General features: G+C 48.5%; 23 protein-coding genes and 1 tRNA gene. 2 read left to right on the forward strand and 22 right to left on the reverse strand.

Going from position 1 to position 23,308, the window contains the following annotated elements; all coding sequences use genetic code 11:
• Positions 1–43: 43 nt before the first annotated feature.
• Entirely contained in the window at positions 44–658 is a 615-nt protein-coding gene (gene lexA / locus BM241_RS00470) for a transcriptional repressor LexA (RefSeq protein ID WP_025746648.1), read from the reverse strand.
• Positions 659–844: 186 nt separating this feature from the next.
• Between lexA and BM241_RS00475 the strand changes: the two genes are divergently transcribed.
• Positions 845–1,147: a LysM peptidoglycan-binding domain-containing protein gene (locus BM241_RS00475; RefSeq protein ID WP_177206051.1), complete on the forward strand. Its 303-nt coding sequence runs from the start codon at positions 845–847 to the stop codon at positions 1,145–1,147.
• Here BM241_RS00475 and BM241_RS00480 read toward each other — a convergent pair.
• From BM241_RS00480 to proC, 3 genes are all read right to left on the reverse strand, one after another.
• Positions 1,144–2,208, reverse strand: coding sequence for a tyrosine-type recombinase/integrase (locus tag BM241_RS00480; RefSeq protein ID WP_025746650.1), 1,065 nt, complete (start codon positions 2,206–2,208; stop codon positions 1,144–1,146). The genes BM241_RS00475 and BM241_RS00480 overlap by 4 nt on opposite strands.
• A gap of 70 nt (positions 2,209–2,278) precedes the next feature.
• Entirely contained in the window at positions 2,279–2,773 is a 495-nt protein-coding gene (rnhA, locus tag BM241_RS00485) for a ribonuclease HI (RefSeq protein WP_025746651.1), read from the reverse strand.
• Positions 2,770–3,624 (reverse strand): pyrroline-5-carboxylate reductase, encoded by an 855-nt coding sequence (proC, locus tag BM241_RS00490; protein ID WP_092281798.1) that lies wholly within the window; start codon positions 3,622–3,624, stop codon positions 2,770–2,772. Before proC ends, rnhA begins: the two co-directional genes overlap by 4 nt.
• Positions 3,625–3,804: 180 nt before the next feature.
• On the opposite strand from proC, the gene BM241_RS00495 reads away from it, so the two are divergent.
• Positions 3,805–3,880, forward strand: a tRNA-Trp gene (locus BM241_RS00495).
• A gap of 175 nt (positions 3,881–4,055) precedes the next feature.
• Here the strand turns inward: BM241_RS00495 and purB are convergent.
• The 18 genes from purB to BM241_RS00585 all read right to left on the reverse strand — a co-directional run bounded on the left by purB (position 4,056) and on the right by BM241_RS00585 (position 22,967).
• Complete coding sequence (gene purB / locus BM241_RS00500) at positions 4,056–5,492, reverse strand: adenylosuccinate lyase (protein WP_025746653.1); 1,437 nt, start codon at positions 5,490–5,492, stop codon at positions 4,056–4,058.
• A 51-nt stretch (positions 5,493–5,543) separates the two neighbouring features.
• Entirely contained in the window at positions 5,544–6,740 is a 1,197-nt protein-coding gene (locus tag BM241_RS00505) for a pyridoxal phosphate-dependent aminotransferase (protein WP_025746654.1), read from the reverse strand.
• Between the two features lie 93 nt (positions 6,741–6,833).
• A complete protein-coding gene (locus BM241_RS00510; RefSeq protein WP_025746655.1) occupies positions 6,834–7,727 on the reverse strand; it encodes a PHP domain-containing protein in 894 nt (297 codons plus the stop codon).
• A 38-nt stretch (positions 7,728–7,765) separates the two neighbouring features.
• Positions 7,766–8,713 (reverse strand): dipeptidase, encoded by a 948-nt coding sequence (locus BM241_RS00515; RefSeq protein WP_035145913.1) that lies wholly within the window; start codon positions 8,711–8,713, stop codon positions 7,766–7,768.
• A 124-nt stretch (positions 8,714–8,837) separates the two neighbouring features.
• The gene (locus BM241_RS00520; RefSeq protein WP_025746657.1) at positions 8,838–9,098 is read right to left on the reverse strand and encodes a stage V sporulation protein S; all 261 of its coding nucleotides are present in this window, start codon (positions 9,096–9,098) and stop codon (positions 8,838–8,840) included.
• A gap of 166 nt (positions 9,099–9,264) precedes the next feature.
• Positions 9,265–10,791 (reverse strand): ribonuclease Y, encoded by a 1,527-nt coding sequence (gene rny, locus BM241_RS00525; protein WP_092281799.1) that lies wholly within the window; start codon positions 10,789–10,791, stop codon positions 9,265–9,267.
• Positions 10,792–11,025: 234 nt separating this feature from the next.
• Entirely contained in the window at positions 11,026–12,051 is a 1,026-nt protein-coding gene (gene recA, locus BM241_RS00530; RefSeq protein ID WP_092281830.1) for a recombinase RecA, read from the reverse strand.
• A 124-nt stretch (positions 12,052–12,175) separates the two neighbouring features.
• Positions 12,176–13,411: a competence/damage-inducible protein A gene (locus tag BM241_RS00535; RefSeq protein ID WP_092281800.1), complete on the reverse strand. Its 1,236-nt coding sequence runs from the start codon at positions 13,409–13,411 to the stop codon at positions 12,176–12,178.
• Between the two features lie 17 nt (positions 13,412–13,428).
• Entirely contained in the window at positions 13,429–13,965 is a 537-nt protein-coding gene (pgsA, locus tag BM241_RS00540; RefSeq protein ID WP_025746661.1) for a CDP-diacylglycerol--glycerol-3-phosphate 3-phosphatidyltransferase, read from the reverse strand.
• Positions 13,949–15,283 (reverse strand): 30S ribosomal protein S12 methylthiotransferase RimO, encoded by a 1,335-nt coding sequence (rimO, locus tag BM241_RS00545; protein ID WP_092281801.1) that lies wholly within the window; start codon positions 15,281–15,283, stop codon positions 13,949–13,951. The genes pgsA and rimO overlap by 17 nt, the downstream gene beginning before the upstream one ends.
• Positions 15,284–15,302: 19 nt before the next feature.
• A complete protein-coding gene (locus BM241_RS12880; protein ID WP_025746663.1) occupies positions 15,303–17,525 on the reverse strand; it encodes an FtsK/SpoIIIE family DNA translocase in 2,223 nt (740 codons plus the stop codon).
• A 130-nt stretch (positions 17,526–17,655) separates the two neighbouring features.
• Positions 17,656–18,495 (reverse strand): undecaprenyl-diphosphatase UppP, encoded by an 840-nt coding sequence (gene uppP / locus BM241_RS00555; RefSeq protein ID WP_092281802.1) that lies wholly within the window; start codon positions 18,493–18,495, stop codon positions 17,656–17,658.
• A gap of 133 nt (positions 18,496–18,628) precedes the next feature.
• Complete coding sequence (locus tag BM241_RS00560; RefSeq protein WP_025746665.1) at positions 18,629–18,853, reverse strand: YlzJ-like family protein; 225 nt, start codon at positions 18,851–18,853, stop codon at positions 18,629–18,631.
• Positions 18,850–19,593, reverse strand: coding sequence for a ClpP family protease (locus BM241_RS00565; RefSeq protein WP_092281803.1), 744 nt, complete (start codon positions 19,591–19,593; stop codon positions 18,850–18,852). The genes BM241_RS00560 and BM241_RS00565 overlap by 4 nt, the downstream gene beginning before the upstream one ends.
• A gap of 138 nt (positions 19,594–19,731) precedes the next feature.
• On the reverse strand, positions 19,732–20,952 hold the full coding sequence (gene dapG / locus BM241_RS00570; RefSeq protein WP_092281804.1) for an aspartate kinase: 1,221 nt from the start codon (positions 20,950–20,952) through the stop codon (positions 19,732–19,734).
• A gap of 27 nt (positions 20,953–20,979) precedes the next feature.
• Positions 20,980–21,570, reverse strand: coding sequence for a dipicolinate synthase subunit B (locus BM241_RS00575; protein WP_025746668.1), 591 nt, complete (start codon positions 21,568–21,570; stop codon positions 20,980–20,982).
• Positions 21,567–22,469, reverse strand: a complete 903-nt coding sequence (gene dpsA / locus BM241_RS00580; protein WP_092281805.1) for a dipicolinate synthase subunit DpsA — start codon at positions 22,467–22,469, stop codon at positions 21,567–21,569. The genes BM241_RS00575 and dpsA overlap by 4 nt, the downstream gene beginning before the upstream one ends.
• 132 nt (positions 22,470–22,601) lie before the next feature.
• Positions 22,602–22,967: a dUTPase gene (locus BM241_RS00585; RefSeq protein ID WP_035145920.1), complete on the reverse strand. Its 366-nt coding sequence runs from the start codon at positions 22,965–22,967 to the stop codon at positions 22,602–22,604.
• Between the last annotated feature and the right edge of the window lie 341 nt (positions 22,968–23,308).

A 23,308-nucleotide genomic window follows, 5' to 3' on the forward strand; every position in this document is an offset into this window, starting at 1 on the left:
TATTTAATATAAATTGGTGGGGTATCTCAATATATTGATGATATCATCTGAGAAATCGTATTACACCTATTACTTTGCCTAAGATTGTAACTTCACGCACTATAATGGGGTCCATATAATGGTTCTCGGGTTGGAGCCTTATATGGTCCTTTTCTTTATAAAACCTCTTAACGGTGGCTTCGTCTCCTATCAAGGCAACCACGATGTCCCCGTTTTCGGCATGCGGCTGCTGTTTGACTATCACGTAATCGCCGTCCCAAATCCCCGCCTCAATCATGCTCTCGCCTTTAACCCTCAGCATAAAGACATGGCTGTTTGGCAGCATTTCTGCTGGAATGGGGAAGGTATCCTCGATGTTTTCAACCGCCAGTATGGGCCTGCCCGCGGTTACCTGGCCTACAATTGGAACATTGACCACCTCTTTTTTGGATAAAAAGGTGGTGTCCTCCAGGATCTCTATAGCTCTGGGCTTTGTGGGATCCCTTCGTATAAAACCGTTCTTTTCGAGCCTTTCAAGATATCCATGCACAGTGGATGTCGACCTTATGCCCAGGCCTTCGCATATCTCGCGTACCGAAGGCGGGTATCCCTTGGTTTTGAGCTCTTTCTTTATAAACTCCAGTACCTTTCGCTGTTTGTCGGTGATGTTCTGGTACATGACTGCTGCTAAACCCCTTTCTGTATTTTGCTGGATGTCATTATTATAGCACTCCAGAGGCATAAAATCAAACACATGTTCGCAAATTTGCGTTTTACCTCCTTGACAACGAACATAAGTTCGTGTAAAATATGATCAAAAGCACGAACATAAGTTCGGATTTACGGGTATGAGGAGGTAAACGCCGTGCCAAGGCAAATCAGGATCAAATCCAAAACCAGGTTTTGCATATTCCTGACGGTATTTATAGCCCTGTTTATTTCGCTCATAGCGGCTGTATGGAATGGAGGAAAAGCTGCCAGCGATGTGGATTGGATAGAGGTGGAGGTGGTAGAAGGGGAGACCCTCTGGCACATTGCCCAGCGCACCTTACCGCCGCGCACCGATATCCGGGAGTACATACGCCAGATAAGGGAAGCCAACCAACTGGAGAGCTGCAATATAAGAGTGGGGCAAAAGCTGTTTATACCTATTAAGGGAGGATTTTAATCCTCCCTTAATTTTATCACCCGCGCGGCCATGCGGCGCTTTTCATCGCTGATAGCGGCGTAATGCTTGCGCGTTGTGTTGACGTCTTTGTGGCCCAGCACGTCGGCCACCAGGTATATGTCGCCGGTTTCGCGGTAGAGGGTGGTGCCATAGGTGCTTCTAAGCTTGTGCGGAGATATGTTTTTAAGCGGGGATACCAATTTTGCGTACTTTTTAACTAGATTCTGTACCGCACGGTTGCTTATCCTGCGCCTCTGAAGGGATAAAAACAGCGCATCCTCGTGTCCGGGCAGGGCTTCAATTTTTTTTCGCTCCTCCAGGTACTCCAGCAGCGCTTTTCTGACTTCATCTCCGAAGTAAAGGATTACCTGGTTACCTCCCTTGCGGGTAACCCTGAAGCCGTTTACGCTGAAATCCAAATCGGATATGTTGAGGCCCACGCACTCGCTTATGCGTATGCCTGTACCCAGGAATACCGTCAAAATGGTTATATCCCTGAGCCTGGTGTACTGGTGATAGCGTTTCTGCCTTTCGGTCAGCCCTTCTCCGGTTTCAACGGTATCCAACAACCGGGCCACTTCGTCAGGTTCAAGGCGAATGATGGGCTTTTCGTGAATCTTGGGGAGGTCGACCAGCGCGGCCACGTTTTTGTCCAGCTTTTCGTTCTTAAAGTAATAGGCAAAAAACGAGCGCAGGGCAGACAGCTTGCGGGCTTTGCCGGGCTCGTGGTTTTGATGCTCGACATCCGGAGCAGAAGGCCTGCTGTAATAGGTGAGGTATTCGAGGAACATCTCGATATGGACGGCTTTGACGCGGTTTAAGTCTTCCAGGGTAAATCGCGAAAAAGGGGTTATGTGGCTAAATTCCTCTACTTGAGACGTTAGAAACTCGAAAAATAGCCTCAAGTCGTAAGCATAGTTTATTCGTGTGAGTATGGAAGTGTTGGGCTCAATGGCACGGAAGAAATCCCTGCAAAATTCGGGAAGTTCCTGCAGAACAGCCCTCAGCTTTAATATGTTTTGCTGGTTCTGTTGTGCACTGAATGGTTTTTGCTCAGACACAGGGAAAGACCTCCCTTACGGTTTAATTTAACAATACTCTTCGTAAAACTTGTATTTTGCGCATAGTTATTTATCCCTCACATTGGCTTTTCCCTTCTTCAGTCTGAGAAGCATTTTGAGCCTTTTTGGAAGTGGCCTGTTTGATGGCCAATCTGGCCAGTTCATCGCAGCGATTGTTCTTTTCATCATCGCTGTGTCCCTTTACTTTAATCCACTGTACTTTGTGGATGGAGCTAAGCTCGATAAGCCGCTTCCACAAATCCTGATTGGCCACCGGCTGCTTGTTGGAGGTTTTCCAATTTTGTTGCTGCCATTTATTTATCCAGCCCTTATCAAACGCATCAAACAGATACGCGCTGTCGGTATAGATCTTAACCATGCACGGCTCTTTCAGCATTTCAAGGGCTTTTATGGGCGCCATCAGCTCCATGCGGTTGTTGGTGGTGTTTTCCTCGTAGCCATATATTTCCTTTTCAATGCCCTTGTATGACAGTATGGCCGCCCAGCCACCCGGGCCGGGGTTACCGCTACAGGCTCCATCGGTGTAGATTATAACCTCTTTCATCTTGTTTTTTCATCCTTCACATGGTTTATGGTTTTTCCCAGTGCTTGTGACTTGAGGGCGCACGCGTTCACTGCTTCGATGACGGCCCCGCGGAATCCTTGTTTTTCCAGATGGCGTACTGCCTCTATGGTTGTGCCTCCAGGTGAAGACACCATATCCTTGACCTCGCCGGGGTGTTTCTCCCATTCTGACAGCAGCCTGGCGGTCCCAATGACGGTCTGAATGGCCATCCTATATGCCAGATCTCTGGGCAGGCCGGCCAGCACTCCTCCATCTGCCATGGCCTCTATAAACATGGCCACATATGCCGGGCCACTCCCGCTCACAGCGGTGACAGCATCCATGAGGTTTTCCGGCACCTCCTCAACTTTACCGAGAGAATGCAGTATCTCCTTTACTGCCTCCAATTCTTTCGGTGAAAGGTCATGGTTTGTGCACAGCGCCGTCATGCCCTCCCCTACCAAAGCCGGGGTGTTTGGCATGGTACGTACCACTTTACACCTGCCACCTATAAGCTGCTTTATGAAATCAACGCTGATCCCAGCGGCTATTGAGATGAGTATGTGCCTTTCCTCAAGGCAATCCTTTATCTCAAGCAGCACTTTGCTGTATGTATTGGGTTTAACAGCCAGGATGACGATGTCACTGTTTGATACCACCTGGCAATTGTCCTTTGCCGTGCGTATCCCCAGTTCGGCCGACAACCTGTTCAGCTTATCCAGGTCTACATCGAAAGCACATATGTTATTTGGATGTACGATGCCACAAGTTATGATCCCTCTCATGATGGCGCTTGCCATATTGCCGGCACCTATAAAGCCCAAACTGTAACTCTTCCTTTCTTCAGGCATCGCTTTTCTTCTTTCCTCCTCCCAGATAAACAAGCCTTTTTAGAGATTATATCATAAAAAACGGTTCAAGTGTTAAATTAAAAGAAATTTTTGCTCAAAAATGGGCAAAAATAAGATTAACAGGGTTCTTGACTTAGGAAAACAAATATCATATAATAATAGACGTCACGGGGGTGATATAGGGGAGTAGCTCAATTGGTAGAGTAGCGGTCTCCAAAACCGTTGGTTGCGGGTTCGAGTCCTGCCTCCCCTGCCAAAAAAGGAAAGGAGTGAGAAACCACTCCTTTCCTTTTTTATTTTTTATTTCTTTTTTAGCGGGAATCGACACTAAATTTCTCGCCTTAATACGGCTTTGCGACCATATGGGCTGGGATTGCTCAACTGCCGGACTAATATACTGCAAAATATAAAATTACTTCTCAAGTACAAGGCTACACATCAAGTTCTATCTTGCCGCCAATCAATTCCCTGTTGCGCTCCAGTATGGGCTTTATATGTTGTGATATAAACTCCTCTACCTGTTGTGGCGCTCTTCCCACGAAATTGCGGGGATCCATTATACGGTTTATCTCTTCCCGATCCAGCTTGAAGGCAGGGTCGTTGGCGATGAGCTCCAAGAGGTTGTTGTCCTCTCCTAGAGCTTTAACCATCTTTGCCGCCTCCATGGAGTACTGCCTAATCCTTTCGTGCAGCTCCTGGCGATCTCCGCCTCTTTTTACAGCTTCCATTAGGATGTATTCGGTGGCCATAAACGGCAGCTCCTCCCTGATCCTCCGCTCAATAACCTTTGGATACACCACCAGGCCGCTGGCTATGTTGATATAGATGTTCAAGATTGCGTCCACAGCCAGGAAGCATTCGGCTATGACTATACGCCTGTTGGCCGAGTCATCCAACGTCCTCTCAAGCCACTGGGTGGAAGCGGTGATGGCCGGATTTAATGCATTGACCACCACATACCTTGCCAGAGAGCACATCCTCTCTGCCTTCATCGGATTTCGCTTGTACGCCATCGCCGATGAGCCTATCTGTTTTTCACCAAACGGCTCTTCAAGCTCTTTCAGGCTCTGCAGCAAGCGCAGGTCGTTTCCAAATTTATACGCGCTTTGGGCTATCGAGCTCAGCAGGTTCAATATTCTGCTATCGAGTTTCCTTGGATAGGTTTGGCCGGTAACAGGGTAAGCGCGATCAAATCCCAGTTTTTCAAGAACTTTTCTCTCGAGAAGCTTTACCTTTTCATGGTCGCCGTCAAACAGTGTAAGAAAGCTTGCCTGTGTACCTGTGGTGCCTTTAACTCCGCGAAGCCGTATGCTGCTCCACACCTGTTCCCACTCTTCCAGGTCAAGCATGAGGTCCTGAAGCCACAGACATGCCCTCTTCCCCACCGTCGTCAGCTGCGCCGGCTGAAAATGCGTGAATCCCAGGGTTGGCATATCCTTGTACTTTAGGGCAAACTCGGATAAGTAGTGCATGCAGGTTAAAAGCTTGCTCTTTATGATGTTGAGCCCATCCATCATTATGAGGATATCGGTATTATCGGTCACATAACAGCTTGTGGCACCAAGGTGTATGATGGGCCTTGCTTTGGGACACTGCTCACCGTAAGCGTGAACGTGGGCCATGACGTCGTGGCGCACCTCTTTTTCCTTGCGCTGTGCCACGTCGTAGTTAATGCAGTCCTGATGAGCTTTCATCTCGTCTATCTGTTCTTGCGTGATGTTGAGCCCCAGTTCTTTCTGGGCTTCGGCCAGCGCTATCCACAGCCTGCGCCATGTCCTGAATTTCTTGTCATCCGAAAAATTCTCCAGCATCTCTTTTGAAGCGTATCTGGTTATGAGCGGATTCTGATATATCTGGTGCGACTCCATATCCATTACCCCTTTGATGTAAGTTAGTGGTGGCTTTAAAGGGACTGGACATCAGCCTTCCAGTTCCTTGATGAAGGCCTCTATTCTACCCAGTCCCTTCTTTATATTATCCAAAGATACGGCGTATGACAACCTGACAAAATTGTCTGCTCCAAACGCTACGCCGGGCACCACTGCCACCATCTGCGCATCCAGCAACGCATCAGCAAAGGAGAGAGAACCATCTATGCGCCTACCCTTATAGGTCTTGCCTATTACCTGGCTGATGTTCATCATCACGTAGAACGCGCCTTTTGGCATTCTGCAGGATAAGCCGGGTATGGAATTGATCCTTTCAACCATGAACTTCCTTCTTGTGTCAAACTCAGCCACCATGGCTTTGACCTCGTCCTTGGGCCCGGTTAAGGCAGCCAGGCTGGCGTATTGCGCTATGGAATTGGGATTGGAAGTGGTATGGCTCTGCACATTGGACATTACCTTCACCACGTCTTCATGGGCGGCCGCATATCCTACCCTCCATCCCGTCATGGCGTAAGTTTTTGACACCCCGTTTACCACGATGGTCAAATCCTTTATCTCAGGGCCCAGAGAGGCAATGCTTGTGTGCTGCAGGCCATCGTATACCATGGCCTCATATACCTCATCTGATACCACAAACAGCTGATTTTCTACGGCTATTTCGGCTATGGCTTGAAGTTCAGCGCGCTCATATACGCAGCCACACGGATTGTTCGGGCTGTTTATGACCAAAGCCTTGGTTTTGGGGGTAATGGCCTTTTTTAGATCTTCGGGCTTTAGCTTGAAATCGTCCTCTTCCCTGGTCTCTACAAAAACCGGAACGCCGTCGGCAAGCCTCACCAGCTCAGGATAGCTGAGCCAATAGGGCGATGGTATTATGACCTCATCTCCGGGATTCAGTATGGCCTGAAAGGCGTTATAGAGCGAGTGCTTTGCACCATTGGATACGATTATCTGGCTTGGCTTATAGTCCAGGCCATTATCCTCTTTGAACTTGCGGCATATGGCCTCCTTAAGCTCGGCAATTCCCGCCACGGGTGTATATCGAGTCATGCCTCGATCGAGAGCCTCTTTTGCCGCTTCTTTGATGAAGGACGGAGTATCAAAATCTGGCTCACCTGCTCCAAAACCTACAACATCCATTCCCTCAGATTTCATTTTTTTTGCCTTAGCATCAATCGCAAGCGTCAGAGAATCCGAAATAGACGAGCTTTTCACTGATAACCTCAATTTATATTCCTCCTTAAATGAAAGATTAAATAATTAATCTATCATTTTGCAATGTATTATACCATGAATTTGCATTATCGTCTATGCTTCTATTCATATTTTGTTTTCATCACAGGGTTGTACAGGTATGTGTTTCTGTGCCAAGCTTTTAAGCTCTTCTATCACGCTGCAGGGAATCTTTATATCGCCCAGCTGGGGCATATCCTCGCCCTTTTCGCCATGATAATCGCTGCCACCCGTCACAATAAGGCCATGCTTACGGGCCAGAATCTTATAATGCTCACACTGCTCAGCGGTATGTTTACTGTGAATGGCTTCGATGCCCTGAACGCCAAGTTCTATGGCCAGCATTGTATGCTTTTGGTCCTTGAGCAAGCCAGGATGTGCCAGCACCGGCACTCCACCTGCATCTTTGATGGTCTTGATGCCTTCTTCAAGAGTCAGGCGGTATCTTGGTTCATAAGCCGGGCAGTCAGTTCCAATGTACTTCTCAAAAGCCTCGGCAACATCCTTTACTATACCTTTTTTAACCAGTACACGGGCAATATGCGGCCTCCCAACGGCACCCTCGGTAACTTCCTGTTCAACCTCTTCAAAGGATATATCGAAATTGTATATCCTCCTTAGGTTTTCCACCATCTTTTTGGCTCGTGCCCATCTGGCATGGCGTATGGTTGCAAGCATATCCTGAAACCAGGGCAGGTCATAATTGATATAATAGCCAAGTATGTGGATTTCATCTTCATCGACTTGGGTATTGAGCTCCACGCCAGGGATAACCTGTATTCCCATCTGCTGGCCGGCTGCCATGGCTTCTTTCAAACCGTCGGTGGAATCGTGGTCGGTAACGCCAATTGCTCTGAGTCCTGCCTGCAGGGCTTGCCTGACCAGCTGCGATGGAGTCAACAGCCCATCGGAAGCTGTGGTGTGGGTATGTAGGTCGGCAAAACATCTGTTTTTCTCCTTTGTATCAAAGTTGTAAACCATGTGCGGCACTCCTTTGTCTATTTTTGATATAATATTGGCTATTTTAATATCTTCTCCATTACGCGCAAAAAGTTGTTATGGCATATCTTGTGCACATCTTCTTCGCTGTAGTTTAATTTAAGTAGTTCTTCTACTATAATAGGAAAGCTCTGTGGGCCTTCTATCCCTTGTGGGAGGGTTTCAATGCCGTCGAAGTCCGAACCAAAGGCTATGCAGTCTGTTCCAACCAGGCTAGCAATGTATTCTATATGCTTTATTATATCGACGATTCCCGCATCTTCCGTTTTGCTCAAAAAAAGCGGGTAAAAATTTATGCCAATGACTCCGCCTTTTGAGGCAATGGCCTTGATCTGCTCATCATCCAAATTTCGGGGGTGCGGACATACCGCTTTGGCATTCGAATGCGAGGCTATGACTGGCTGCTTGGAGATCTCCATTACGTCCCAAAAAGCCTCTTCGGATGCGTGCGATACATCTACAATCATTCCCAGATCGTTCATCGTTTTTACCACTTCCGTGCCAAAAGGGGTGAGGCCATACCTGCTATGGGCATCCATAGCAGCGCCTGCTATCTGGTTGCTGTGATTCCAGGTAAGGGTCAAAAGCCTGACTCCTGCCTTGTACAGCACCTCTAAATTGGATAGGCTGCCTTCTAGCACATCTCCACCTTCCACCGTCAACAGGGCACCGATTTTGCCTGCTTCCAGCGCGTCCTTTGCATCGGCCAGGCGCAGGATAGGGTGAAAATGAGCAGCGTATGTATCGAGCATCCGTTTGTACCTGTCAATAAGCTGTAATCCGCTGTGTAAGCATTTATCGGTGGACAATGGGTCTATCCATACGGCAAAGAACTGGATGCCCACTCTGCCTTCATAAAGCCTTGAGAGGGAAACATGGTTATTATTCGGACATTCCAGGGCGTTTACGTCATCCAGCTTGCTTATAGTGTCGCAATGGCCGTCTATCACAAAAAATTGGCTGTACATGTCCCTTGCTAAACCTCCGGATAATCGATATAATATAAAAAACGGGCCCTCTACTTTCAGCATATGTGGATATGGCGCCCGTTGTAAGCTTCAAACAAAAATAAAACCTACCTTGCGGTAGGTTTTATCGAGGTTCAACAATCAATTTTATGGCCGTTCTTTCTTCTCCGTCGATTATGACATCGGTAAAGGCGGGGATGCATATCAGGTCTATGCCGCCAGGTGCTACAAATCCTCTCGCGATAGCTACTGCCTTTACTGCTTGGTTGATTGCCCCGGCTCCTATTGCTTGAAGTTCGGCCGACCCTCGCTCACGTAAAACCCCTGCTAATGCACCTGCGACAGCGTTAGGATTGGATTTGGCTGATACCTTTAATACTTCCATGGTTTGACCCCCTATTGCTTATTTTTTGTTTTGAATGATTCTCTATTTTGTATTATTCTACATTTATTAAAAAAATCCTTCTTTTTAGCAGTAAATTTCTTGTGCAAAAAACATACAATAATAATGGACCACAAAAAATTTAAAAAGGTGTGACGTATGTCACACCTTATTTTGCGTATTCAATGGCTCTAGTCTCTCTAATAACATTTACCTTTATTTGCCCTGGATATTCAAGCTCTTTTTCTATGCGCTTTACTATCTCTCTAGCCATTAAGAGCGCCTGGTCATCGCTTACCTTATCAGGCTTTACTATAATCCTGATTTCACGCCCTGCCTGGATTGCAAAGGATTTTTCTACTCCTGCGAAAGAATTGGCAATCTCTTCAAGCTTCTCTAACCGCTTGATATAGGCCTCTAGCGTTTCCCTTCTGGCTCCCGGCCTTGCTGCAGAAATGGCATCGGCCGCCTGTACCAGTATAGCTTCAACGGTATTGGGCTCTATATCGCCGTGGTGAGCCATTATGGCGTGCACCACGTCGGCGCTTTCGCGATACCTCTTAGCCAGTTCGGCTCCAATTTGAGTATGAGAACCTTCCATCTCATGGTCCACCGCTTTTCCAATATCATGTAGCAGACCGGCCCGTTTGGCAAGCTTTTGATCGGCACCCAGCTCGGCAGCCATGATACCCGCCAGGTGGGCTACTTCAATGGAGTGCTTCAAAACGTTTTGGCCATAGCTGGTCCTGTATTTCAACTTACCCAGCAACCTGACCAGTTCGGGATGAATCCCGTGCACCCCAACCTCAAATATGGCCTGCTCACCCGCTTCGCGTATTTGATTCTCAACCTCTTTTTTGGCCTTTTCTACCATTTCCTCTATGCGAGCTGGGTGTATCCTTCCATCCAGTATGAGCTTTTCAAGGGCAATCCGGGCAATTTCCCTCCTTATCGGGTCAAAGCCCGATAATATAACAGCCTCCGGCGTATCGTCGATTATCAAATCGATACCCGTCAGCGTCTCTAAAGTACGGATATTACGCCCTTCTCGCCCAATAATCCTCCCCTTCATCTCGTCATTGGGGAGTTCCACAACTGAAACGGTGGATTCTGCTACATGATCAGCGGCGAACTTTTGAATAGCCAGCGATATTATATCACGGGCTTTCTTATCAACCTCCTCCTTCAGCCTGTTCTCATACTCCCGAATCTTCATGGCTATTTCATGGGTGAGCTCTTTCTCCACATTGCTCAGCAGTATCTCTCGAGCCTGATCCTGGCTTAACTGTGCGATGCGTTCCAACTCGCTTACCTGACGCTTATACAGCTCTTCAACCTCTTCACGCATCCTCTGAATTTCTTTTTGCATATTGTTCAGGCTTTCTTCCTTCTGCTCCAGAACCTCGGCTCTTTTATCAAGGCTTTCCTCCTTTTGCTGGAGTCTGCGCTCTATCCTTTGAATCTCATTTCGCCTTTCGCGACTTTCCCTTTCAAATTCACTTCGCAGTTTGTGGATCTCTTCTTTTGCCTCAAGTAAAGTCTCTTTTTTTAAAGCCTCAGCCTGCTTCTTCGCCTCCTCGACGATCTTTCTGGCGGCCTCTTCGGCATTGCCTATCTTCTCCTCTACAATCCGCTTTCGATAGTTGTATCCCAGGACGCCCGCTCCAATGGCTACTACTACCAGGGCAAATCCCATTAGTAGTATTTCTGGCACGGATAAACGGACACCTCCTCGCTACTTCAATGGAGCACTGCTAGAACAAAAAAACGTCCTCCGTTCCCTCGTTCGTCCAGCGGGCATTGGGGTGGACACATGAATATACACGTGTTTACACCAAAAATTGAGTGTAAACCACTTACCTCTAATTGTATATCTTTTACTGACACATGTCAACAACCGAGGCTGTGAAACTCCTTAAATTGCCAGTCGTCACTGTATTACGTCTTCGCTGGAAGCAGGAGATCCTGTCACCCGCCCCAGTTTAAACTCCTCACGTATCTTCTGTTCGATCTCAGCCGCTATCTGGGGATTCTCCTTTAGGAATTGTCTGGCGTTCTCTTTCCCCTGTCCAAGCCTTATATCGCCATACGAATACCATGCCCCGCTCTTGTTTACAATATTGATGGAACAAGCCAAATCCAATATGCTGCCTTCCCGGGAAATGCCTTCACCGTAGATGATATCGAACTCTGCTTCTTTAAATGGTGGGGCCACCTTGTTCTTTACCACCTTTACCCGAGTACGGCTGCCTATTGTTTCGGAACCCTGCTTTATGGTGTCTACGCGCCGTACATCCAGGCGCACAGAAGCATAAAATTTGAGTGCTCTGCCCCCCGGTGTGGTTTCAGGGTTACCGAATGTCACGCCAACCTTTTCCCTCAATTGATTTATAAAAATAGCCACTGTGCGGGATTTATTTATTGCACCCGACAGCTTGCGCAGCGCCTGCGACATCAACCTTGCCTGCAGGCCAACATATGAATCGCCCATTTCACCCTCCAGTTCGGCCCGCGGCACCAGAGCTGCCACCGAGTCAACAACGATCACATCGACAGCCCCGCTGCGTACAAGGGCTTCGGTGATCTCCAGCGCCTGTTCCCCGGTGTCGGGCTGCGAAACCAGCAGATTATCTATGTCAACGCCCAGATTTTTAGCGTACTGGGGGTCCAGCGCGTTTTCGGCATCTACAAACGCGGCTATGCCGCCGGCCTTTTGTGCCTCAGCGATGACGTGCAGCGCCACCGTTGTTTTACCGGAGGATTCGGGGCCGAATATCTCCACAACCCTTCCTCTCGGTAGCCCTCCTACTCCTAGAGCAATATCCAAATCCAGCACGCCTGTCGATATCACCTCTACGTTCAAATGGCTAGATTGGCCCAGCTTCATGATCGAACCCTTGCCAAACTGCCTCTCAATCTGGCTAATGGCCATCTCAAGCGCTTTTGCTTTGTCCATAACCTCAAACCCGGCTTTTGAGCCAGGCACTCACCTGCCTCTCTTTATTTTTCTCGAACACACGTTCTAATTCAATTATAATGCAATCTATAGAGAGGGTCAAGCATTAAAAGCCTGCGTCATCTTAAAGCTCCAGCAGCTTTCGGCGTAACAGGTCCAGGGCTGTATTTGCAGTGGAGAACTTGATGCGCTTTCTGTCTCCCTGGTTGTGGAAACGTTTTACCTCCACATCGCCACCCATCGCAATAGCAATATATACCAAACCCACAGGCTTTTCAGGGCTTCCACCGCCGGGACCAGCTATACCCGTCACAGCAAGACCTATGTCAGCACCGCTAGTTTTTAAGATTCCCTCAGCCATTTCCTGCGCCGTCTGCGGGCTTACAGCACCATAAGCCTCGAGGGTCTCAGGTTTTACCCCCAGCCGATTTATCTTGGCCTGATTGCTATAAGTAACGCACGTTTCGAGAAGATTTTCAGAGATTCCTGGCACGTCGGTGAGCAGGTTGCTTATTAGACCGCCGGTGCAAGATTCGGCCACCGCCAGGGTTAAACCCTTCTCTTTAAGCAGCCTGGCCACTACCGTTTCCAGGCGGTCATCATCCACACCGTATACAGCCCGTCCCAGACGCCTGCGTATTTCATCCTCAACGGGTTTTATCAGTTCAAGTGGGTCCTGGGCTCGATGGCACTTGACTGTCAATCTCAGGGTTACTTCGCCGTACGCCGCCAAAGGCGCAATGGTCGGGTTAGTCTGATTTTCGAGCAAGTCCTTTATCGCTTCTTCTACGGCCGATTCCCCAATGCCGTATATTCTGAGAACCCTTGAAAAGATCTTTTCGTTTCCTTTTTGGGCCAGATAGGGAATTACGTGGTTTTCGAACATGGGCTGCATCTCGTAGGGAGGGCCGGGCAGCATGATGAAGGTCCTGCCGTCCTTCTCGATAATGGCTCCCGGGGCTGTCCCAACCTCATTGGGAAGAATGATGGCCTCCCTGGGAAACATGGCCTGCTTTAAATTATTGTCACTCATGGTTCTGCCCCTTCTTGTGAAATATTCGCGTATTGCCTGAGCGCTGGGCTGATGAAGAACAAGCTCCAGCCCTAAAAATTCGGCAACTGTTTCCTTTGTAAGGTCATCCATAGTGGGCCCCAATCCGCCGGTGGTAATTATGATATCTGCTCGCTTACATGCGATCTCAAGCGCTTCCAGCAGGCGCTTCCGGTTATCCCCCACCACGGTGTGGTAATACACGTTTATGCCCACCGACGAAAGGCGATGAGAGATATACTGGGCGTTGGTGTTTGCAATCTGGCCCAGGAGCAGTTCGCTGCCCACCACAATGATTTCCGCATCCATGATATTCCCATCTCCCTCTATTCATTGAGTATATGGATGTTCTTGTAGATATAATCGATGCCCGATACTATGGTGATCACGACGGCCAGCGCCAGGGCTATTCTGTCGAAGGGGAACCCTATCCATTTGAAAGGGACGTTATCCAGCATAATAGCGACTATGGCGATTATCTGAGTGATGGTTTTGGCCTTGCCCCACCAGCTGGCCGCTATGACTATGCCCTCCGAAGCGGCCAGTACCCTAAAACCCGTGATTATGAATTCCCTTGTTATTATTATAATGGCCACCACAGAGGATATTTTGCCCATTTCTACCAGAATGACCAGCGCCGCCGTTACCAGGATCTTATCTGCCAGAGGGTCGATAAACTTGCCGAAGTTTGTGACCTCATTCCTCTTTCGGGCTATATACCCGTCCACTGTATCGGTGCTGGCTGCCACAATGAATATGAGGGCTGCAATGAAGTTGCTGTAAGGAAAGTCTGAAAGCAACAGCGCCATAAATATGGGCACCAGCATTATTCTTACAATGGTTATCTTATTTGCCAGATTCATAATCTTCCCCCAACAAATCATATTCATATGCCTTGGTTATCTTAACGTCCACAAAATCGCCGGCCTTAAGCGGCCTCTCGCTTATTACAAATACCTGGCCGTCTATCTCAGGCGCTTCTCCGTACGACCTGCCGAAGTAAACGCCTTTGGAGCTTGTCCCTTCTATCAAAACCTTGCAGACCTGTCCTATCCTCTGACGGTTCAGCCTCTTGGATATCCTCTGCTGTATGCTCATCAAAACATCCCTTCGGGCTTCTTTCGTTTCATCGTCCACCTGCTCGGGAAAGCGGGCAGCCGGCGTCCCCTCCTCTCTGGAATAGGGGAACACCCCTACCCTGTTGAACTGGGATCCCTTGACAAATTCGACCAGTTCTTGAAATTCCTCCTTTCCCTCTCCTGGGAAACCTACAATGAGGGAGGTGCGGATTATTATGTCGGGTATCCTTTTTCTCAATTTTAAGAGGAGGTCTTTAATCCGTTCCGGATTGGCTGGCCGGTTCATTTTCCTGAGTATTTCAGGATGGATGTGCTGTATAGGTATGTCGATGTAATTGCACACTTTTTCTTCCTGGGCTATAGTATCGATGAGCTCATCAGTCACCCGGTCAGGATAGCAGTAAAGCAGGCGGACCCAGACAAGCCCGGGGATTTTCACCAGCTCCTTGATCAGCCTCACCAGCGATATATCCCCTTTGAGGTCCTGGCCGTACCTGGTCAAATCCTGGCCCACCAGTATTATCTCCTTTACGCCGCTATCCACTAGGTGCTGGGCTTCGTCAAGCACCTCGTCCAAGGGGCGGCTGACATGAGGCCCTCTGAGCTGTGGTATGACGCAATAGGTACAGCAGTTGCTGCATCCTTCCGATATCTTCAAGTAAGCCGTATACGATGGTGTAGTTAGCACTCTGGGTATGCCTTTGATGTCCGGAAACTTGGGTTCATCCACAGCCGCCAGGCGTTCATGCTTTGACTCACACTCGTTGATTACATCCAAAATCTCGGTGAAACGGCCGGTACCTATCACGGCATCCACTTCGGGGATCTCATCCATAATCTCCTTTGAATACCGCTGGGCCAGACAACCGGTCACAATGAGCAGCCTACACTTGCCTGTCTTCTTATATTGTGCCTGCTCCAGTATGGTTTCCACCGACTCCTCTTTGGCCGGGTCAATGAACCCACAGGTGTTTACTATTATGACCTCTGCCTCCTCGGGCCTGTTGACAATGGTGTGACCGGCCCGGGAAAGCAATCCCAGCATGACCTCCGAATCTACCCTGTTTTTGTCGCAACCTAGAGAAACCATTCCTACCTTCATGAGCGAAGTCTACAGCCTCCTATTTTACATCCTTGTACAGCCTTTCAAACTCCTCGCGGGTTATGAGCACGTTTCGGGGCTTGCTGCCCTCAAAGCCGCTCACTATCCCCCTGGCTTCCATCTCATCTATAAGCCGTGCGGCACGGGCATAACCTATGCGTAGGCGCCTCTGCAGCATGGAAATGGAGGCCTGGCCGGCGTCTATGACGATTTCTATGGCCTCCGGTAACAGCTCGTCGTGCTCGCCCAGGCCGTGCGATTCCTCATCGCCTTCGATTCTTTCCATGGCTTCGGCATTGTAAGAAGGAGCGGCATTTTGATTCTTAATGTAATCGACAACTGCTTTTACCTCTTTCTCGGATATGAAGCACCCCTGAACCCTTATTGGTTTGTTGACGCCAACAGGATAAAACAGCATGTCGCCACGCCCCAGCAGCTTTTCAGCGCCGCTCATGTCCAGGATGGTTCTTGAGTCAACCTGGGAAGAAACCGCAAAGGCAATTCGCGACGGAATATTGGCCTTTATAAGCCCGGTGATTACGTCCACTGAAGGCCTTTGCGTGGCAATCACCAGATGGATCCCCGCCGCCCGTGCCATTTGCGCAAGGCGGCATACGGCGTCTTCAACCTCAGAAGGTGAGACCATCATGAGGTCAGCAAGCTCGTCTATAATCACCACTATCTGGGGTAGGCGTTCATCCTCGTTTTCAACCATGCTATTGTACCCTTCTATATCCTTCACTCCGGCGTCGGCAAACAGGTTGTAGCGCGAGGTCATCTCCTGCACCGCCCAGTTGAGGGCTCCTGCCGCCTTTTTGGGATTGGTCACAACGGGTATGAGCAGGTGTGGTATCCCATTGTAGTGGCTGAGTTCGACCACTTTTGGATCCACCATGATGAACTTTACTTCTCGAGGGGATGCTTTGTAGAGTATGCTTACGATCATCGTGTTGATGCATACGCTTTTGCCGGAACCTGTGGCTCCGGCTATGAGCAGGTGCGGCATCCTGGCAATGTCGGCAATGACGTTTTTACCGGCTATGTCTTTGCCCAAGGCCACTGCCAGCTTTGACGGGTGGAAAATGAACTCCTCCGACTCCAGCACCTCTCTCAATAAAACGGGTGATACGTCCCGGTTTGGTACCTCAATACCAACAGCTGCTTTGCCGGGGATAGGGGCTTCTATGCGCACTGACGGAGCCGCAAGGTTTAACGCTATATCGTCCGCCAAGCTGACAATCCTGCTCACCTTCACTCCCGGAGCAGGTTGGAGCTCGTATCGGGTGATGACCGGTCCCCGGCTTATCTGGGTAACCTTGGCGCTGACACCGAAACTGTTTAAGGTCTCTTCAAGCAGCCTAGCATTGTTCTCGGCTATTCTATCCTGTTCCCTGTCGTTGGCGCTTGCAGGCGGCAGCTTCAGCAGGTCCAGAGGTGGGATTATATACCCTTCTTTCTGCAGGTTTTCCAGTCTAACATTTTGAGCCTGTACATCTTGGTGCTGATCGCCCCGCTTATCTTCCTGTTTCCTTGCTTTCCGCCGCGAAGGCAGCAATGTATCCTTCTTTTCTGCAAAGGCCTCATCAAGGGAACGCAGGTCTTCCCCATTCTTTTTTTTGAACTCCTCCACAGAGATGATCTCCCCAACAAAGGGCTTGTCTTCTTTTTTCTTTGTGCATTGTTTGTGCAGCACGGGCTTTATGGAGCTGTATATATTCTGTCCTACATCTTTAAGCGAGAGGTTGGTCAGCAGGAGCAGATTGACGACCACAAAAGCGCCCAGAAGCACATAACTGCCCGCCAGGCCAAACAGCTTATACACAGCGAATACAAAGGGTGCCAGCAGTGCCCCGCTACCTTTAACCTCTTGCCCTTTGGTGTAGGACGAATGCACAAAAGCCAGAATGCTGGCCGAATCAAAGTGTTGAAAATACGATATATGGATGATCGACATAATAAAGGCAACGGTGAGAACGATAAGCAGAAGTTTGAGCTTGTTCACCCTCTTGCGATAGGCGACTATGGTCAGTACGCCCGATATAACCAGCAGCACGGGGATGGTGTAACCGACAAGGCCGAACAACCCCATCACCAGCTCTTTGAGGTATCTACCCACCATGCCGGCCTGATTGGTGTATATGCTTATAAGGGCAAAAAGGCCCACTCCAATTAGCAGTACCCCTGTCGCTTCATGGTATATTCGCTTGTCGCTTTTTGTGCTCCTTCCTTTCTTCTTCGACATGTGAAATCACCCTTGTATTGATATTCTACACCATCCCTTTAAATTCCTGCTATAGATTCGCCTGAGATTCCCTGCTTTTGAGCCAAGTCTGAAGTACAGTAGCTGATAGAGACAAAAGGAACGGGCCGATTTATGCTATAAACCATGTATACAGTATGGTTAAGATACCCAGTGCCCAGCAATAATAAGAGAAGTAGATGAGCTTTTTGTTCTGCAGCGCCGAAATCAGAAGGTGAATGGCTAGATATCCTGAGACGGCCGCAGCGGCAAATCCTGCCATCACCGGCATAACCTCATGTATGGACGATGCACTCTCAAAAGCGTCCTTGCCTTCCAGTACCACCGCCCCCAGTATTGCAGGAATGGAGAGCAAAAATGAGAAGCGCGTGACCAGCTCGCGATTCAGGCCTCTGATGAGCCCTGCGAAGATGGTGGAACCCGAGCGCGATATACCGGGAGTGATGGCCAGCCCCTGCATGAGGCCAACGGTCACCGCATCCCATGCCGTCATGCTCTTTAAGTCTTTCCTGCCGCTTACTATGCCATTGGCTATCCACAGGAATATGCCGGTCACAATGAGGGCATAGCCAACAAAATCTGCCGTTTCAAACAATTGAGAAAACAAGTCTTTGAATACCAGTCCGATAACAGCGGTGGGTATGGTCGCTATAATTATCATTACCATGAGAACCCTATAAGGCCTGGTGTGATCCAGCAATTTGGGCTTTTTGCCCCGTATATACTCTCCCAGCAGTACGCAAAACTCGCTGATGAGACTTAAGACATCCCGCCAGTAGTATATGAGCACTGCCACAAGGGTGCCCAGATGGAGTATTACGTCAAAAGCCAGATCTGCCTCTTCGATGTTGAAGACCTCCTGCGCTATAACCAGGTGCCCTGAGCTGCTGATGGGTAAAAACTCTGTAAGGCCCTGCAGTATCCCAAGAAGAATTGCATATAAAAGATTCAAGCAATCCGCCTCCCCTACCCAAATAATGAACGTTATCATTATATCACTCTTTACTCGAGAATGCCATATGGGATTTAATAAACCAATGAGCCCAGGCAAATTCGGTTTACCTGGGCTCATAAGAAAGCGTGCTCTACATTTTTGGTTCAAGCTGTATAATGGTCCCCGGCTGCAGCCTTGGGTTTAAATAGTCAAACGGGTTGGTGCTCAAAATCCGGTTGATTTGATATCTGTGTTCCCCTGCAGGCAGAACCTCAAGCTTTACATTATTCCATTCTATAATGCGGAAGTTTGGCCTGGTTTGACCCGTGAAATCACCCAAGACGAACTGGAGCGGGACAATGGTGTGCAGTATCAATGTACTTCTCCCCCTTTGCCTTGAGAGATCAGCTCTCTGAGCTTCAGCATGGCCTCCCTCACGCCTCCGACGTAGTCTATTATGCCGTAGCGTACAGCCTCTTCTCCTATGAGCACGGTTCCCACATCGCTTGACAATCCCCCGGTCCCTATGAGTAGCTCATTCAGCTTCTCCTTGGAGATCTTTGAGTGCCGTACAATGAAGTCCACCACCCTGTCCTGCATCCTGTTTAAGTATTCGTAAGTCTGTGGTATTCCAACTACCAGGCCGGTCATGCGAATGGGATGAATGGTCATTGTGGCGCTGGGGGCGATGAAGGAGCAGTCGGCGCTGACAGCCAGGGGGACGCCTATGCTGTGCCCGCCGCCCAAGACCAGGGATACCGTGGGCTTTGACATGGTGCTTATCATCTCGGCTATTGCCAGCCCGGCCTCAACATCTCCTCCCACGGTGTTGAGGATGAGCAATAATCCCTTGATGTTTTTGCTTTCCTCTATAGCCACCAGCTGGGGGATAACGTGTTCATATTTAGTGGTCTTGTTTTGAGGCGGCAGCATTATGTGGCCTTCTATCTGGCCTATTATCGTCAGGCAGTGAATATCGCTGTCCGGCATCGGGGGTGCCGATACAGTCCCAAATTCCTTTATATTGCCGGCCTGAGGATATGGGAAATAGCCTCTTTCATCCGCTTGTTCGGGTTTCTGGGGTTGTGTCGTCGGATTTTCGATCTCGCTCAACATACCATCCTCCGTAACATTCAGGATTTTTGTTTAAAATTTATTGTTATCTCTTATGGCAAACGTTAGCAAGTCAGATTGCCTTTCTCTTAAGGCTAGTATTTCCCAAGTAAAAAGAAAAAATGAGCCTAAAAATAAGGCTCAACGCGTATACAGTTTAAATTCCTCATGAAGCGCCATCATGGCTTTTGCTGTATCTTCTCCCTTTATAAGGCAGGAAATGGTGGTGTGGGAGTCGGCGGTCTGAAGTATCTGTATCTGGTTTTTCAACAGGGCTTTTATGATTCTTGACATGACTCCCGGAACGCCTTTCATCTTAGTGCCGATAGCGGATATCTTGCTGCAATTGTATATCATGGAGTATGAGCAGCCGAGCTGATCAAGAATTGTCCTGGTTTTATCTGAGTCATTATCGTCTATTGTGAATATCATCTTATCGGGGAATATATTGATGAGGTCGATGCTTATGCCGTTTTCGGCCAGCCGGCTCAAGGCTATATTTTGTAGCTCAGGATCCAGGTTCTTGATTATAACCTGGGTCCTGTTGAGCATATGAGAGATACTTGTAATTACCTGGTTGGGGTCATGCTCTGCAGTTTGTGCGTAGTCGCTTTCATAATATGAAGAGACTACGGTGCCGGGGCCATTGCCGTTGATGTTTTTGATGATGAGCGGTATGTTACAGCTCATGGCTATTTCAACGGCCTTGGGGTGAATGACCTTGGCCCCTTGATCAGCCATCTGAAATACCTCGGAGTAAGTCAGGTGCTTGAGCACGCTGGCGTTGGGGACCATCCTAGGATCCGCTGTCATGATGCCATCCACATCGGTATATATCTCTATGAAGGAAGCGGAAAGGGCTTTAGCCAGCGCTGCAGCTGTGGTATCGCTGCCGCCCCTGCCAAGGGTGGTTATGTTGCCGTCTTCTGTAACCCCTTGGAAGCCGGCTACAACGGGTATTTTCCCCATCTCCAGGTACATGCGTATTCTATCGGGCTGAATCTTCAATATGTTGGCATTGCCGTAATTGTTATCGGTGATGATGCCCGCCTGCCCGCCTGTTAAAGCTACAGCCTCATACCCCTTTGCCCTTAGAGCATTTACCATGATGACGCTGGATATGATTTCACCGCACGACATGAGTAGGTCCATTTCTCTGGGATGGGTGTCCACGCACTCATTTTTTGCAAGGGCTATCAAAGTATCGGTGGCATAGGGCGCTCCGTTTCGCCCCATGGCCGATACCACCACCACGGGATGATAACCGCTCTTTTTGGCGTTTATGACCTTTTGAACGGCTTTGGCTCGCACCTCGGGGGTAGCCACAGAAGTGCCTCCGAATTTTTGTACCACTATCTTCATGTTTAATTCCTCCATCTCACGTATGGCTTATTCCTTTTTCTCTATGAGCACCGGTTGTATCTGTTTCCCCTCAAGCGCAAACAATACGGTGTCTATTATCTTATCCATATCAGCAATTAAGGAATTGGGTTTGTTTACCGGGTCATCCTGGTAAAACGGTACCAGGTATATATTCTTTACATTCATGATTTGACCCAAATTTTTGGCGTTGTTGCCCAGCGCATCATTGGTGGATATGGCTATTACCACCGGCCTTTGATTGCGAAGGTGTGCCTTGGCAGCCATAATGACGGGAGTATCGGTTATGCCATTGGCCAGCTTTGCCAGCGTATTCCCTGTGCAGGGTGCTATGACCACCACATCCAGCAGCTTTTTGGGGCCGATGGGTTCGGCACCTGCTATATCAGCGATGACTTTACGTCCGGTAATGCTTTCCACCTTTTCTCTGAAATCAGCGGCTGTGGTAAACCGCGTATCGGTTGATGCAACGGCATAGGAGAATATGGGAAATACTTCAGCGCCTTCATCCACCATTCTTTGTAGCTGTATAAGTACCTTATCAAATGTGCAGAAGGACCCAGTAATGCAGAAACCTATTTTTAAACCTTTCAGCCTCATGCCTTCAACCCCCTTATCATACCATATCTTTGAGCCCTTTCGAGCAACTCCTTTATTACGTAATACACGATTCTTCCGGCAGTTTTGGGCGCAACTATGCCTGGAAGGCTAAGCTCCAGATAAGCCCTGATGCCAAATTCCTTTGCGGCTTCAAAATCGGTTCCCCCCGGAGCAGAGGCAAGGTCGATGATTACGGCTTCCTTATCCACCTTTTTGAGCCTCTCCCGGGTGAGCACGAGATGTGGAATGGTATTGAATATCACCTGCTGTGAACCCAAGACGGAATCCAGGTCGTCGAGATGGACGCCGTTGTAACCATTTTCGTATATCCACGCCAGGTCCGCTGGCTTCCGCGCTTCCACCGTTACCCTGGCACCGATGCCCTTGAGCATCCTGGCCAGGCACTTGCCAATCCTTCCGTAACCCAATACAAGCACGTTTGCCCCGTGAAGGGTTATATCGGTCTTCTCCATGGCCCGCTGTATGGCACCTTCGGCGGTTGGGATGGCATTGAGTATGGCAAAGGACTCCTCCTCCAGGATGTCAAAAAAGCGTATGTTCTTTTCCTCGGTCTGTTGCCTTATGTCCTGATCAGCTTTGCCCAAAATGATGATGGTTGACTGGTCAACCTTTTTCATGACCTGTTCGAGGGTTATGGACTGTGGATCAGATGGTATGTTTATATAGCCATACCTGTTCTTATACGGGATAGGAAGTATAAGGGCATGGCAGATAAAGCACTCATCTTCCAAACCTTTATATATCTTTATGCTATCATTGGGTATATCCTGAAAACCCACTGCTTTGACGATGAAACCTTCTTTGGCGGCCATGTTCATGGCTTCAATCTGCCTTGCGTCGCCGCCTATGAACGTCAGTATGATTTGATTGCTGACCATTCAATCGCCTCCTTCCCGGTAATACATTGTATGAATAAATGCGGAATATAGTGCAGGATAACCGCATAAAAAATTTCCGTGTATATACTTCTGTATACCTTTAAACAACATTAAAACAAAAATAAAAGGAGGCTATTTAGCCCCCCATTCATAGCCGCTTTTTTCAGATTTGCCTTCTTGTCGGTCGAAGTTTTCCTTATTTTTTGCCAGATATGCCTGGTACAGGTCTTCGGCCGTCATGCCCACTTTTATGCACATGCTGATGAGAAAATGTAGTATATCTACCAGCTCTTCCTTTATGGCATCATAGTCTATTTCCTTCGGTTTTTTCCACCACTTGAAATTGACCTCGTTGAGCAGCTCACCCAGCTCTGAAACCATGGCCAGTACTTCTTTTTGTATCCATTCCTCTGGTTTGATATGTCCCAGGTTGCGCTTTTCAATCAAAGCCTGATCAAACCTGGCTTGAAGTTCAAATATGCGTTCCAGCTTGTCCATAATTTATTACCCCTTTACGATAAAATTTTAATTTAACGCCCTTTCCTCGATAAATTGAAGGACATCGGTTATGTCCGACGAGCATCAAGCGCTCTGGCAACACTATGGGATGACCCTGCTACGTCTACGTAAGAGTGAAGTAACTGCCAGCATCTCCTCCAGCTTGATTAAATTATACCATATAACAAGTGTATCTTGACATAAATATTACAACTACTTACAATAAAGGATAGATGGGGTAAACAGCTTAGCTTGTTCTTGAAGAACGGTAAGACGGTAGGCCGTTTTGCTCAATGGAGGGTAGCGTTTAACTTGTCACCAAAAAGTAGGATGGAAGAATG

This window comes from Caldicoprobacter faecalis (assembly GCF_900115765.1).
GTDB lineage: Bacteria > Bacillota > Clostridia > Caldicoprobacterales > Caldicoprobacteraceae > Caldicoprobacter > Caldicoprobacter oshimai.

Coding starts and splice junctions, on each gene's coding strand:
- proC (WP_092281798.1), bottom strand. CDS start 3,624: ATGCCTGAAGAAAGGAAGAGTTACAGTTTGGGCTTTATAGGTGCCGGC.
- rnhA (WP_025746651.1), bottom strand. CDS start 2,773: ATGAAAGAGGTTATAATCTACACCGATGGAGCCTGTAGCGGTAACCCC.
- BM241_RS00585 (WP_035145920.1), bottom strand. CDS start 22,967: ATGGACAAGCTGGAACGCATATTTGAACTTCAAGCCAGGTTTGATCAG.
- purB (WP_025746653.1), bottom strand. CDS start 5,492: ATGGAGTCGCACCAGATATATCAGAATCCGCTCATAACCAGATACGCT.
- BM241_RS00565 (WP_092281803.1), bottom strand. CDS start 19,593: ATGTTGAGCGAGATCGAAAATCCGACGACACAACCCCAGAAACCCGAA.
- BM241_RS00520 (WP_025746657.1), bottom strand. CDS start 9,098: ATGGAAGTATTAAAGGTATCAGCCAAATCCAATCCTAACGCTGTCGCA.
- lexA (WP_025746648.1), bottom strand. CDS start 658: ATGTACCAGAACATCACCGACAAACAGCGAAAGGTACTGGAGTTTATA.
- BM241_RS00510 (WP_025746655.1), bottom strand. CDS start 7,727: ATGGTTTACAACTTTGATACAAAGGAGAAAAACAGATGTTTTGCCGAC.
- BM241_RS00535 (WP_092281800.1), bottom strand. CDS start 13,411: ATGGATGCGGAAATCATTGTGGTGGGCAGCGAACTGCTCCTGGGCCAG.
- pgsA (WP_025746661.1), bottom strand. CDS start 13,965: ATGAATCTGGCAAATAAGATAACCATTGTAAGAATAATGCTGGTGCCC.
- rimO (WP_092281801.1), bottom strand. CDS start 15,283: ATGAAGGTAGGAATGGTTTCTCTAGGTTGCGACAAAAACAGGGTAGAT.
- rny (WP_092281799.1), bottom strand. CDS start 10,791: ATGGGATTTGCCCTGGTAGTAGTAGCCATTGGAGCGGGCGTCCTGGGA.
- BM241_RS12880 (WP_025746663.1), bottom strand. CDS start 17,525: ATGTCGAAGAAGAAAGGAAGGAGCACAAAAAGCGACAAGCGAATATAC.
- recA (WP_092281830.1), bottom strand. CDS start 12,051: ATGGACAAAGCAAAAGCGCTTGAGATGGCCATTAGCCAGATTGAGAGG.
- dapG (WP_092281804.1), bottom strand. CDS start 20,952: ATGAAGATAGTGGTACAAAAATTCGGAGGCACTTCTGTGGCTACCCCC.
- dpsA (WP_092281805.1), bottom strand. CDS start 22,469: ATGGTCAGCAATCAAATCATACTGACGTTCATAGGCGGCGACGCAAGG.
- BM241_RS00575 (WP_025746668.1), bottom strand. CDS start 21,570: ATGAGGCTGAAAGGTTTAAAAATAGGTTTCTGCATTACTGGGTCCTTC.
- BM241_RS00515 (WP_035145913.1), bottom strand. CDS start 8,713: ATGTACAGCCAATTTTTTGTGATAGACGGCCATTGCGACACTATAAGC.